The organism is Lewinellaceae bacterium (assembly GCA_020636105.1).
In the GTDB taxonomy this organism is placed as follows: Bacteria; Bacteroidota; Bacteroidia; order Chitinophagales; family Saprospiraceae; genus BCD1.
Window position 1 is genome coordinate 1,095,639 of sequence record JACJYL010000002.1, and the last position, 13,578, is coordinate 1,109,216.

A 13,578-nucleotide genomic window follows, 5' to 3' on the forward strand; every position below is an offset into this window, starting at 1 on the left:
GGAAATGCCCATAGAAACCCGAACAACCGATGGTTTATTGGAAGGTCAATTTATAAGATTCTTTACTTCTTATGCCATGTATTTTAATAAGAGACATAAAAGGAATGGCAACCTTTTTACCCGCCCCTTTAAACGTGTCGAGATCGAAAACGACGGGCATCTGTTGCATGGTGTCTATTATATTCATGCCAATCCGGTAAAGCATAAAACAAGGAAAGAGTTTTTTACCTACCCATGGAGTTCCTATCAAATTTTACTGTCGGAAGAACCTACCAGACTGGCAAGAACAGAAGTTTTGCAATGGTTTGATGGAAGGGATGGATTTATCAAGTACCACCGGGAGGCATTTGAAAATGATAAAGACGACATAGAATATTTTTTTGAATAACAAAAGCGAGGTGACCTCTTCGCCGGGTAGCTGGAGCGGGAAAGCAAAAGGTGTTATCTCGTTCCTACAATGAATCAAGATGACACCTTTAAGCCCCTGCACAAGCCCTGCACGAAGATGTCACCTTGAACTACAAACGAGGTGACATCTTCGCCGGGTAGCTGGAGCGGGAAAGCAAAAGGTGTTATCTCGTTCCTACAATGAAGCAAGATGACACCTTTAAGCCCAGCACATGCCCTACACGAAGATCTCACCTTGAACTACAAACGAGGTGACCTCTTCGCCGGGTAGCTGGAGCGGGAAAGTAAAAGGTGTTATCTCGTTCCTACAATGAATCAAGATGACACCTTTAAGCCCCTGCACAAGCCCTGCACGAAGATCTCACCTTGAACTACAAACGAGGTGACTTCTTCGCCGGGTAGGCAAAGCGGGAAAGCAAAAGGTGTTATCTCGTTCCTACAATGAATCAAGATGACACCTTTAAGCCCGGCACATGCCCTGCACGAAGATCTCACCTTGAACTACAAACGAGGTGACATCTTCGCCGGGTAGGCAAAGTGAGAGAGCAAAAGGTGTCATCTCGCCCCTCAAGCCCTGCACGAAGATGTCACCTTGAGCCTGACGCACAAAAAACACCCCATTAAAGGTATTTTTTTTCCAGGGGACTGGACACGCATTGAAAAATACCGTACATTTGCGCCATTGAAAACACAAGTCTGTCTTTTTTTGCCAAATACCGATTAATTTGGAACAAAGGTTTTGCCTTGGCTTTATGCCTTGGCCTGTTATCTTTAAGGCCTTATTCCGTTTTGGCAACTTATCTAAGATGAGGAAAATTCATCCTCCAATTTCATTGTTCAAAGGGATTAAAATCTGATTTCACCTCAGTTTTATTCGGAAAAGCTATACTCCCGGGTATTTGGCTTTATTCCGCAACCTTTGAGATTAAGCTATCTACATCCTTTTTCGGTTTCAGGGCATACCTGTCGGTATGGCCTTGTGCATTATTATTTTACCAAAAGAATCATTGAGCAATGAATTACTTAAAACCTGTATTATTATTTTTTGGACTATTCCTGTCCGTTGTATTGATGGCACAAAGTCCCCAGTCTTTCAGTTACCAGGCGGTGGCTACTGATGTCAATGGGGATGAATTGACCGAGCAGGACATTGCCCTCAAGGCTGTGATCCTCAGGGGATCCATTACCGGAACGGTGGAATGGGAAGAACTTCATTATGTGACCACTGACCTATTCGGATTGTTCACCATTAATATTGGGGAGGGCAATCCCAACGGAGGAGCCGTCAGCCAGTTTGCTGATATCAACTGGAGCAACGGTCCTTTTTTTCTGAGAATTGAAATGGATGTTACGGGAGGCAGTTCCTTTGTGACCGTGGGAACCAATCAATTGCTAAGTGTCCCTTTTTCATTATATGCTGATCAGTCAGAAAAGGCCATTACAGCCACCTTTGCCGATAGCGCAGCGGTGAGCCAAACGGCCATTCAGGCTACTTATGCAGACAGTGCCGGCGTTAGTCAGTCCGCTTTGACAGCCCATTATGCTGACAGTTCGGGAGTTACCGGCATTGCCAGCCATGCCCTTACTGCTGATACGGCTCAATTTGCGCAGAATGCTGCATTTGCGCAGAATGCATTTGCGGCGACCAATGCCACGAATGCCATAAATGCCCAAAGCGCTGCATTCGCCCAGGCGGCTTATATCGCCATCAACGATCAGGATCCGGACCCGACCAATGAAATTCAATCCCTTACTTTTTCAGGGGATACGCTGAGCATTTCGGAGGGCAATTTTATTACGCTTTCCAGCAGCAGCATTTTTAATCTTCCCGGGGCTACCCTGAATTTTCCTCAGGGGTATCCCGGAGGCGAAAATTTCATTTTCATTCCCGATCAATATACCGTACCGGCGGATAAGGTTTTTTATATGGTGGCCGGAGAAGATTTGATCAGACTTCCCGGAGTGGGTAGCGGATTCGGGAATCACATCACCCGTCCACACCTTCCTATGTTACCGCCCAACTCAATGATCGACAACTGTCACTGTATAGGATTTCTGGCAGACGAAACTTATGCGATTAGCCCCGTGGTATTGGTACTGCTCCCCAATGGAGGCAGTACTTATACGATCCCAACAGGAAGTTACCTGGTGATCAAAAGCGGCCTGGATGGCAATAACTTCCTGGCATTGAACAATATTGCCATCGACTTTTTCAGTACCGAAATTGAAGCTATCGTTATTCCGGGAGGGATACAAATCAAAAATACCGGAAGTGAAGAAATGATCCTAACCGGTTATCTCGGCGGATAATATTGTTGAACGATCTCAAACATTTTTATGAATAAAATATTTACTTTTCTAATCATAATTGCCGTTTCAGGGATGAGCCATCTGGCCTCGGGGCAGTCGGTGCGCCGAAGCGTGATTTGCAGCATAGGAGCCTCCGAGACTGCAGGTTCCGCAAGGATTCGGAGTACGGTTGGGCAGCCCCCGAATGCAGGGACAATTTTCACCGCCCAAAATTACCTGCGACAAGGGTTTCAGCAACCTTCCTCCTGCGCAACGGCCCCCAAAGCGGCTTTTGCCATTGATCTCCAGGGACAGGAAGTTTGCGGGGGCCCTTACCAGTTTTTTTACCTGGATGATCCCCGTGCAGAGACGACTTTCAACTGGCAATTCGGCCTAGGTTCTATCCCGGATTCGGCGATGGTTCAACATCCACAGGATGTGACTTACCTGTCGGCCGGATTCAAAACCATTACACTAACCGTGACTACAGGCGAGTGTGTGAATGCTGCAAGTTTAAACCTGAACGTTATTCATACCCCTCTCCAGGCTGAAGTGGTTACGATGGATCTTTTGTGCCTTGAAGATGCTGACGGCAGCATCAATTTATTGATTGAAGGAGGAACCGAGCCTTATCAGACGACATGGTCAAATGGAGCTTCCGGAACTACACTGGATAACCTCTATCCCGGAAATTACGCTTATACCATTACTGATATCAACAATTGTGTTATGGAGGATGAAGCTCAAATTTTCGGACCGGCGGATAGTTTACAGGCAACCTTTGAAATTATCGACGAAAGCTGCCACGGCAACCAGGACGGCGCCATCGATGTGGCGGTCACCGGGGGCACTTCGCCTTATGCCTACAGCTGGCCGGGAGGAGCCTCGTCTGAAACCTTATCCCAGTTAAGTGCCGGCATTTACATCCTTACCCTCACCGATGAGAATAATTGCCAGCACATTGAACCCGTGGTGGTTCAGGTGGCCTGCGAGGCCTTGGAATTTTATGACGTCATTACGCCCAATGGCGATGGCCAAAATGAATATTGGGTCGTGGAAGGCCTTCAAAATTTTCCGCAAAATGAGCTGGTTATTTTTGATCGTTGGGGCAGGCAGATTTTTGAAAAGAAAGCCTATACCAACGACTGGTCCGGGACAGGGAACGACGGAAGCCCCCTACCCTTCGGCACCTATTATTTTATTTTGAAACTCAACGATGCCGGCGGAGCAAAATATACCGGGGCAATAAGTGTAGTAAGATAATGACCTGCCTAACTAACATATTGACCCTTGGAACCTGCGGCGAAACAGGTTTGAATGAAGATATTTTACATGAATTTACCGGTTTTCCGGTGGTAAACAAGTTATAATCAAAACGACATGAAAAAGATTTACCTAATATCCATATTAATGATCACCATGGGAATTGGTGTCCTTTGGAGCCAACAATATCCCCTGTTTACAAACTACCTCACCAATGAATTCGGATACAATCCTGCCGTGACGGGGGAGGTAACCGGCATGCAATTCAATTTTTTATACCGTGCTCAATGGGTAGGTATTGAAGATGCTCCGGTGACACAAATGGTGAGCTTTCGCTCACGACTCAATGCCCTGCCGCTGGGCTTGGGAGGCTATTTTTTCAAGGACGAAGCCGGTGCGCTCAAGCGCACCGGTGGCTCCCTGCTGTTGTCGTATTCCCAACAGCTTGGAAAACGATCCTTTCTCTCTGGAGGCGTGGCAGGAGGTTTTTACAACCTGCGCCTGAAAGACGACATTTCCGTCATAGATGAAATGGACGATGTCATCATCAACGGCCGGAACGGAAGTTGGTTTCCTGACTTTAATGCCGGTGTGCAATTGAGGATCGGCGACTTCTTTCTCGGGTTTTCTGTTCCCCAGATCCTGGAGCGGAAGATCAGCTTCGGCAATCCGGAGATAGGTATCAATTCATTAAAAAGGCATTATTATTTCAACACGGGTTATGATATTCCCGTGACCAATGGTTTTAGGATAGAACCCTCCGTATTGGTCAAACTCACGGAAGTGACGACTCCCCAGGTCGATGCTTCTTTGAAAATGACCTTCCTGAATTTGTTCTGGATCGGGGGAACTTACCGGATGGAGGATGCAGCATCTGTCATGGCGGGATTTACCATCCGGGAACTGTTGGATATCAGCTATTCCTATGATATGTCTACTTCTGCCCTGAGGAACGTCAGTGGCGGCAGCCATGAGCTTTCTCTTACCCTGCGCCTGGTCAAAACTACGGATAGTGACGGGGATGGCGTGGCCGATAGTTACGATAAATGTCCGCAGGAACCCGGCCCTCAAAAAAATAACGGATGTCCGCAAGATCTGTTTACGGACAAGGGAGTAGAAAAAGAAGGCAATGACCAGGACGGTGACGGCATCTGGGATGACCTGGATGAATGTCCGGATATTCGTGGGCCTTATGAAAACAAAGGTTGTCCCTGGGCAGACCGTGATTTTGATGGAATAAGGGATGATGTGGACGAATGTCCCGGACTTGCAGGAGTGGAAAGCAACAACGGTTGCCCCGTGGACGACCGTGACCGTGACGGGATCGTCGATCAGTTCGACAGATGTCCCGACCAGGCTGGTTCTTTTGTCAGTCATGGTTGTCCGGACACGGATACTGACAAGGACGGGATTGTCAATGCCATGGACAAATGTCCCAATACCTTCGGGCCGGCAACCAATGAAGGATGTCCTATCGTTTCCACAAAAGAACTGGAAGTCATCCAGGTCGCCATGAGGAATCTTTATTTCGATACCGGACAGGCATCGGTATGGAGAAAATCATATCCCCATCTCGACAGGCTGGCCGAGCTGATGAAAGAACGCGCCGACTGGCAGTTGCGGATTATTGGTCATACCGATAATAAAGGTTCTGAAAAATCAAACCTGGAGGTTTCTCAAAGACGTGCAGAAGCTGTAATGTTTTATCTGATCAACCAGGGGGTACCCAGACAACAACTGATGGTAGAGTATTATGGAGAAACGCGGCCTTTTGCTTCGAACGACCATGAATCCGGTCGTCAGCTCAACCGAAGAGTTGAATTGGAATTTGTTTTTGATTAAATCGGGTTTTATGAAACTTTTTTTTAGCTGTAGTTGTATAATGTAGTAAGCTATATAGTTTTTTTATGAAAAAGTCAAGTTTATTTTTTGGCAGGCAACATTTTTTTTAAAAAAAACGTATATCTTAGGTCTTTCTTTTTAAAAATCATCGATTTTTGATTTTAAAGGCTATTTAAAAATCTGTTATCTCAAAATCCCTAAGTATGCGTCAGCTAAAAATAACGAATAAAATTACCTCGAGAGAAAGTCTTGCATTAGACAAGTACCTCAATGACATCGGGAAAATTCCCTTACTCACCCCGGATGAGGAGGCGGATTTGGCCAGACGCATTCGTGAAGGTGATCAGGAAGCCCTGGAGATTTTGACCAAGTCAAACCTTCGTTTCGTAGTTTCTGTAGCTAAGCAATACCAGAATCACGGGTTATCCCTGAGTGATCTCATCAATGAGGGAAATGTCGGGTTGATGAAAGCGGCCAAACGTTTTGACGAAACAAAAGGATTTAAATTTATCTCCTATGCCGTTTGGTGGATCCGGCAGTCTATCCTGCAGGCTATTGTGGAATATTCACGTATTGTAAGACTACCTTTGAATAAAGTGGGTTCCTACAATAAAGTGAATGAAGCTTATGTGAAATTCATCCAGGATTTTGAAAGAGAACCGACCAATGAAGAATTGGCAGAAGTGCTGGGGTTGACGACGAAGGAAATTTCTAACGTACTGAAAGGCAACGGGCGACACCTAAGCATGGATGCCCCCTTGAGCGGAGAAGACGGTAATTCAACTATGCTTGACGTTATGTCCAGCGAGGGAGATATGTCCCCCGACGGTATGTTGATGGATCAGTCTCTGAAGGAAGAAGTACAGCAAGGATTGTCGATCCTCGCACCTAGAGAATTGGAAGTATTGTCTTCTTATTATGGGCTGAACGGTAAAAAATCACTTACCCTGGAAGAAATCGGAGATCTTTACGGACTTACCCGGGAGCGCGTTCGCCAGATTAAGGAACGAGCCATACGAAGGTTGCGTAAATCTTACAATCGAAATAGTTTAAAATCCTATCTGGGATAAAAAATATCATCTTTTAAATCCCTTCTTCTTGAATAAGAGGAAGGGATTTTTTTATTTTAACCATCTGTTTATGAAAAAATACTGGATTCTTTTTTTGATAGTTACAATAGGTATGCAGTCCTGTAAACCCGATCAAGCCAATGGAAGCAAGGACGGAAAGGAAAATTCTGAAGCACCAAAATATGTTTTGGCCATGGATAATCTGCGGTTGAGGAATGCTCCAACCCAGGAAGGATCAATCCTTGCCACCTTAGCAAAAGGAAGTATGGTTTCTGACCTGGGAGAAGTCAGCAAAAAGCTGGAGGTGATCCAGATAGATTCCCTGGCTTATTGTGAACCATGGATCAAAGTTAAATCAGCTGATGGAATAGAAGGATGGATTTATGCGGCAGGCATTGACTTTAGGGGGGCTATGGATAGTTTATGGGATAAACGACTCATCGCTTTGGTTGGCAGGGAGATGAGAGATTCGGTGATCTCTTTTCAAAAAAAAATAACAAACGTTCAGTTTGATGCAGGCCTGGAAGGCTTATTCCGAGAAGGTCAGGCTCTCAGAGATGAAATCAACACCATTCTCGAAAAAGCCTCTTTTGAACTAAGCGATGCATCCGGATTACCAGACCTTTTCTGGCTGAAGGAAGTCTTCCCTTGTTTTGTCCCACAGGTGGTGGCCGAAGGTACGAGTTACTATTTATTTACAGATTTTAAACAGTTTTTAAAACTCAGCAAGAAGACCACGGAAAAATATGATGATGAATTTATGGATATCTGTACCCATATCTATCCGGTGGATAGTATTGAATACTTTTTCCCCGCATGGAGTATCCAGACCTGGGACTATGGCGGAAATAGCCTATTAGGCCGGGATATCCACCATGACATCCTGGGCAAACTTGACCATTTTCGGAAATCCTATGACTTTTTTGGGCCCGAAGTTTTGGGTTTCAAACAAATGATCGTGGATGATATAACCAATGCGGATGTTTCCTATTGGGAAAGCCAGGAAAATATTCTCAAAGAAGTCAATGCTATCTTAAAGGAAAATTACGCCTTGTTGAATGATTCAGACCGGATTGCGCTCAAGGTACGAAGGGACCAGTTTCTCGAGCCTGCCAGGTTCAATATTGTGTTGAATTTGAGGTCAGGAGAGGAGTGATAAAAACAGAGCGAAGTCAAAATTAATTGCTTCGCTCGTGTTAGAAATCACCCGACTGTTATTATTAGTAATAATAATAACTTTAGACTTGCAAGATATGCGTTTTTTAGGAATATTTCAAAATTATGAGTTCTTACTTTGAACAGAACAAAAAAATTGACAAAAAGTCTGCTAATTTTGATTGATTAGGTGCAGTTTCTAATTTTTTGCCGACAGAGTGAAATGAAATGTTGAACCTTTTTTCTCCTCAGATTCCAGCCAGATGTCGCCACCGTGTTGTTTCACGATTTTATCGCAAATAGCCAATCCTATGCCGGTGCCGGTATATTCTTCCTTTTTATGGAGCCGCTGAAAGATTTGAAATATTTTATTCTCAAAATCCTTATTGATCCCAATACCATTATCCGTGACAGAAAAATGGTGTTGGCCATTCTCACGAACATAACCAATGTGGATCTTTGGATCAGGCTTATTGTTAAATTTTATCCCATTGCTGATCAGGTTCTGTAACAACTGGTACATCTGTATGGTGTTCGATTGGACCACGGGAAGCTCATCAGCCGTAATGTTTACATGTCTTTCTTCGATTACTTTGTCCAGGGTGGCCTTTACAGAACCTACCACCTCGTTCATATCGACCTCCTCATCCCGGGAAAGGGTATTTTGGGTAAGCCTGGAGTAAGCCAGAATATCTTCGAGCAAAGCACTCATGTGACGAACGCCCCCGGTAATGATGTCGATATAATCTTTTCCTGTCACATCCAGCTTGTCTTCAAAGTTTCTTTTTAAAAGGGAGGAGAAGGAGCTGATATTACGCAAGGGCTCTTTAAGGTCATGAGAAGCGACGTAAGCGAATTGTTCAAGGGCTGAGTTGGAGCGTATTAGTTTTTCGTTTTGAGCCTCGATCTGTTTATTCTTTTCTGTCAGCATTTTGGCATTACTCAACTGCAACCGGTAACGGGTAAAAAGTGCCAGCGCCACAATAGCGATGGTAAGGAAAATAAGCACGAAAATGAATATGGTCAGACGGTTTACTTTTTTTTCGTTTTCCAGCAATGCGGTTTTTTGACTCAGGATCTCTGCTTCTTTTTTCGCCGTTTCGTATTTGGAAGTGATCTCAAGCATTGCTTTTTCCTTGGCTTCTCCCGAAATTTCTTCATCCAGTTTGTAGAAATTTTGCATTTCGCTGAAAGCCATTTCATAATTGCCCAACCCGGCATGGGCCAGGGATAAGATTTCACAGGCATCTCTAAGTTTATCCTTCGCCCCGGCCTCTGTGCTAAAAAGGTAACTTGTCTTTCCAAGCTCCAGTGCTTTTTGGAAGTCCCGATTGTCCAGTTCGATCCTTGCGATCTGGTTCAGCAAAAAGGAAACTTTGTTCTTGTCTTCAATAGCCTCTGCGAGGGGCAATGATCTGTTGAAATAATAAAGAGCAGAATCGATTTGAGTCTTTTCTTTATAAAGCAACCCCATATTCTGCAAAACAAAACTCAACCCGCCCTTGTGCCCGGTAGCTTCACCGTATTGTAAAGCGATTTTGTAGTTCAGCAGGGCGGCATCAAAATCCTGTTTTTTGAGGGCCACATCGGCCAGGTTATTATAGGAATATATCAACCCAACACTATCTTTTAGCTCTTTTCTCATATCCAGACCCAGACTATAGTATTTATTAGCCTGGTCATAATCTTCCTGGTGAAAAAATACGTTTCCGATGTTGTTATAGGAGCGCGATAATCCGAGTTTGTCCCCAAGTTTTTCACGTTGGGCAAGGGCTTCAAAAAAGAACTTTGAGGCTTGTTCGTAATCGCCCTGATACCAGTAAACCATGCCTTTGTCATGAGTGATATCGGCTTTTCCTTTGGTCAGATTTAATTTATTGGCAATATCAAGAGCCTCATTTACATACTCTAAAGCTTTGGCAGATTCTTTTGCTTTTATTTCCCAGGCGAGATCACTGAGCAACCTCATTTTTATACTATCCTGAGGCATTTTAGCGAGGTCCTCATCCGTTATTTGGCCCAATGATTGGCCTTGAAGCAGTGTTAGACTGTTCAAACAAGCCAAAAATAAGGCTATAAAAAAAATACGTAAATACTTTTTTTTCATAAAAAGCGTAGGCACCTGATTCTTCAGGTGATTACAAAAATAGAAAAAAATGCTAAAAGTTTTCTTATGTTGCTGAGTTTGTAATTATATTTTTCAATCCTTGTCGGAAACGAGGTAAAATATTTCATTAAAGCGCATTATCTTACCTTACCGCAGAATATAAAATTTTAAGAAAACATTAAGGCCTCTCTGATACTTTTTTAGACCAAAATGTCATTTTACTATTGAACAAAAAGGCGATTAACCTCATTATATTTAAAAAACAGGAGGCTCCATTCTATATCGAAACATTCAAAAAAAATTAAGTTATTGCCCCTGTTTGATTCATAATAGACACCCTGATCCCTGACGTTTTTTATGGATTAAAAAACTGATGATTATGAGAACCAAAACATTCATTCTATCCCTTTTATTTGCAACAATTTCCTTTTCCAGCCTTCATGCACAATACTTCGGAAAGAATAAGCCTAATTATGAAAAAATAGATTTTAAAGTCCACGAAAGTCCGCACTTCAGGATTTACGAATACATTGGTAACGACACTCTCCTAAATGATCTGACCTTTTGGAGTGAACAATGGTACCAGGCGCACCAAAATATCCTTCACGATACCATCAAAGGAAAAAATCCCATTCTTTTTTATAATGATCATGCCGATTTTCAGCAAACTAATGCCGTCAGCGGCTCTATAGGAGCTGGTACCGGTGGAGTGACCGAAGGGTTGAAAAACAGGGTAATTCTGCCGCTGGCCATGTCCAATGCCCAAACCAACCACGTTTTGGGGCACGAGATGGTTCACGCCTGGCAGTACAACATGATCTTAAAAGGGGATTCCACCTCCATGCAAAGTCTGAGTAACATCCCCCTGTGGATGATAGAAGGCCTTGCCGAGTATATGTCTCTGGGCAGCAACGATGCCCATACGGCTATGTGGATGCGTGATGCCGTGCTTAACAAGGACATCCCCGAAATTAAGGACCTTTCCAACCCAAAATATTTTCCCTATCGATACGGCCATGCCTTCTGGGCCTTTTTGACCGGGTGGAAAAGCGATACCATCATAACCCCTTTTTTTAAAAGTGTGGCAAAATACGGTTTTGAAAAGGCCTGCGTTGAACAACTGGGCATGGGAAGTAAAAACCTCTCTGCCCTGTGGGTAAAAGCCCTTGAAAATCAGTATGCCCCATACCTGAAAGGAGGAGAGGAAAAACCTTTCGGCAAAAAACTCATCAGCAAGGAAAACGCCGGAGAGATGAATATTTCCCCTTCATTGAGCCCCAATGGACGGTACGTGGTTTTCATGTCTGAAAAAGACCTTTTTACCACGGATCTTTTTGTGGCAGATGCCCAAACGGGTAATTTGCTCAACAAACTGGCCAGCACCCTCAAAGAAGGACACATCGACGATTACAACTATTACGAATCCGCCGGAACCTGGTTGCCAAACAGCAAAGAATTTGCCTTTGTCGGGGTAAGCAAAGGGCAAAATATTCTCATCATCAAAGAAGCCCTTACCGGGAAAACTTTGAGAGAAATTTCCCCAAAAGGATTGCCGGCTTTTTCAAGCCCGACATGGTCGCCCGATGGCAAAACCATCGTGTTGAGCGGAATGGAGAACGGCCAGTCCGACCTCTATGCCCTGGATCTCAAATCTGAAAAACTTACCCGACTGACCAATGATTCTTATTCAGAGATTCAGCCGGAATGGTCCCCTGACGGTGATCAACTGGTTTTTGCCACAGATTACCTCAGCATGGGATCCCAAACCGCCTATGGCCCCTGGAGGCTCAATATCGCAAGGATGGATATGGCCAGCGGTGTGATTGAATATTTCGATCTTTTCCCCGGCGCTGATAACCTGAATCCGGTGGTGGATACCACCGGAAACATCCTTTTCCTGTCGAACAGAGACGGTTACCGCAATATCTATAAATATGTGCCTCAAACCGGGGCCGTTTATCAATTGACCGACCTGATCACCGGCGTCAGCGGGATCACCCCTTATGCTCCGGCGATTACCATTGCCCGTAATCGGAACAGATTGATCTATACCCATTATTTTAAGAACAACTATACGCTCTACCGCACAGATTCTGAAGAGATGCCGGCCATGGAGGTCAATCCTAAACAAATTGAAACAGGAGCGGCACAGCTTCCTAAAATCGACTCCACCGTAATCAGCCTGGTGGATCAGCAACTGGATCATTTTCAAGGATCTCCTACCGACTCAACAGTGGCCCTTGAGAATGTACCCTACAAACCTAATTTCAAACTCGATTTTGTCGGAGGAGGAGCCGGAATGGGGGTAGGCACCAGCCAGGCTTTTGGCACCACTACAGGTGCCGTAGGTGGGGTGGATATGCTGTTTAGCGACATCCTGGGCAACAACCAATTATATACCAGCCTGGCCCTCAATGGCGAGATCGCTGATTTTGGCGGAGTAGTCGCCTACCTGAACAATCAGAAAAAAATCAATTGGGGAGCCTCTTTCTCGCACATTCCTTATAGAAGCGTTTACGGAGGGTTTACCGGATTTGAAAACCTGGAAGTCACCAGCGGCGGTTATATTGAAACGGCTAAATACCAATATCTGATCAACCGACTGTTCGAAGATAAGGTCGGATTGTTTGCCCAGTTGCCATTTTCCACCACACTGAGAGTGGAGGCCAGTACTTCTTATTCAAGGTACAGCAACAAAGTGGTGAAACTTGAAAATTATTACGACATTTATAATCGGCTGGTGCTCCAGAATAAAACCAAGCAGGAAGGAGACCCCGGTTTCAATCTTTGGACGGCCGGGGCGGCACTCGTTGGAGACAATTCCTACTTTGGCCTCACAGCACCACTTCAGGGATATCGCTTCCGCGTGGGGGCAGAACAATACATGGGCGAATTTCACTTCACCGCTCCGACCCTTGATTTCAGGGTTTATAAATTCTTTAAGCCGGTAGGTTTTGCTTTTAGGGTTTTACACTACGGTCGGTATGGAGGCAACAGTGATGAGCTGTACCCGCTTTATGTAGGCAGCCCATGGTACGTACGAGGGTTTAATTCCAACAAAGCCATCGATCTGTTCGTCCAGAATGATAAATCATTCAACCAGTTGATCGGAAGTAAGCTCCTGGTCTCTAATTTCGAGGTGAGAATTCCGTTTTCCGGACCGGAAAGACTGGCGCTGATCAAATCAAAGATTTTCTTCACCGATCTGAACTTCTTTATTGATGGAGGAATGGCCTGGACCGACTACAAACAATTTAAACCAAAAAATGACTCAGGATACCTGGATGTAGTGCCCGTTTTCACTACCGGGGTTTCCGTGAGGATCAACCTGTTTGGCGCAATGATCCTGGAGCCTTATTACGCTTACCCGCTGATGAAAAATAGCAAATGGACCTTTGGGTTTAACCTTTTGCCGGGGTGGTAAGAGGATGGATGGATGTGCTG

At 44.6% G+C, this 13,578-nt stretch carries 8 protein-coding genes; 7 read left to right on the top strand and 1 reads right to left on the bottom strand.

Annotated elements, in window-relative coordinates; translation table 11 throughout:
• The first annotated feature begins 4 nt into the window (after positions 1-4).
• From H6571_21455 to H6571_21480, 6 genes are all read left to right on the top strand, one after another.
• Positions 5-388, top strand: a complete 384-nt coding sequence (locus H6571_21455; GenBank protein ID MCB9326321.1) for a hypothetical protein — start codon at positions 5-7, stop codon at positions 386-388.
• A gap of 1,034 nt (positions 389-1,422) precedes the next feature.
• Complete coding sequence (locus H6571_21460; GenBank protein MCB9326322.1) at positions 1,423-2,718, top strand: hypothetical protein; 1,296 nt, start codon at positions 1,423-1,425, stop codon at positions 2,716-2,718.
• A 27-nt stretch (positions 2,719-2,745) separates the two neighbouring features.
• Complete coding sequence (locus tag H6571_21465) at positions 2,746-3,960, top strand: gliding motility-associated C-terminal domain-containing protein (protein ID MCB9326323.1); 1,215 nt, start codon at positions 2,746-2,748, stop codon at positions 3,958-3,960.
• A 117-nt stretch (positions 3,961-4,077) separates the two neighbouring features.
• Positions 4,078-5,802: a PorP/SprF family type IX secretion system membrane protein gene (locus H6571_21470; GenBank protein MCB9326324.1), complete on the top strand. Its 1,725-nt coding sequence runs from the start codon at positions 4,078-4,080 to the stop codon at positions 5,800-5,802.
• A 203-nt stretch (positions 5,803-6,005) separates the two neighbouring features.
• On the top strand, positions 6,006-6,872 hold the full coding sequence (locus H6571_21475; GenBank protein MCB9326325.1) for an RNA polymerase sigma factor RpoD/SigA: 867 nt from the start codon (positions 6,006-6,008) through the stop codon (positions 6,870-6,872).
• Positions 6,873-6,942: 70 nt separating this feature from the next.
• Positions 6,943-8,028, top strand: coding sequence for an SH3 domain-containing protein (locus tag H6571_21480; GenBank protein MCB9326326.1), 1,086 nt, complete (start codon positions 6,943-6,945; stop codon positions 8,026-8,028).
• 198 nt (positions 8,029-8,226) lie between these two features.
• Here H6571_21480 and H6571_21485 read toward each other — a convergent pair whose 3' ends face one another.
• Positions 8,227-10,083 carry a tetratricopeptide repeat protein gene (locus tag H6571_21485; protein MCB9326327.1) on the bottom strand — a complete coding sequence of 619 codons (1,857 nt, stop codon included), beginning with the start codon at positions 10,081-10,083 and terminating at the stop codon, positions 8,227-8,229.
• Positions 10,084-10,513: 430 nt separating this feature from the next.
• Between H6571_21485 and H6571_21490 the strand changes: the two genes are divergently transcribed.
• A complete protein-coding gene (locus H6571_21490; GenBank protein MCB9326328.1) occupies positions 10,514-13,558 on the top strand; it encodes a PD40 domain-containing protein in 3,045 nt (1,014 codons plus the stop codon).
• Positions 13,559-13,578: the final 20 nt, after the last annotated feature.

What these genes read in the sequence shown, in the direction of transcription:
- H6571_21460 (MCB9326322.1), top strand. Translation starts at nt 1,423, where the DNA reads ATGAATTACTTAAAACCTGTATTATTATTTTTTGGACTATTCCTGTCC.
- H6571_21490 (MCB9326328.1), top strand. Translation starts at nt 10,514, where the DNA reads ATGAGAACCAAAACATTCATTCTATCCCTTTTATTTGCAACAATTTCC.
- H6571_21470 (MCB9326324.1), top strand. Translation starts at nt 4,078, where the DNA reads ATGAAAAAGATTTACCTAATATCCATATTAATGATCACCATGGGAATT.
- H6571_21455 (MCB9326321.1), top strand. Translation starts at nt 5, where the DNA reads ATGCCCATAGAAACCCGAACAACCGATGGTTTATTGGAAGGTCAATTT.
- H6571_21465 (MCB9326323.1), top strand. Translation starts at nt 2,746, where the DNA reads ATGAATAAAATATTTACTTTTCTAATCATAATTGCCGTTTCAGGGATG.
- H6571_21475 (MCB9326325.1), top strand. Translation starts at nt 6,006, where the DNA reads ATGCGTCAGCTAAAAATAACGAATAAAATTACCTCGAGAGAAAGTCTT.
- H6571_21480 (MCB9326326.1), top strand. Translation starts at nt 6,943, where the DNA reads ATGAAAAAATACTGGATTCTTTTTTTGATAGTTACAATAGGTATGCAG.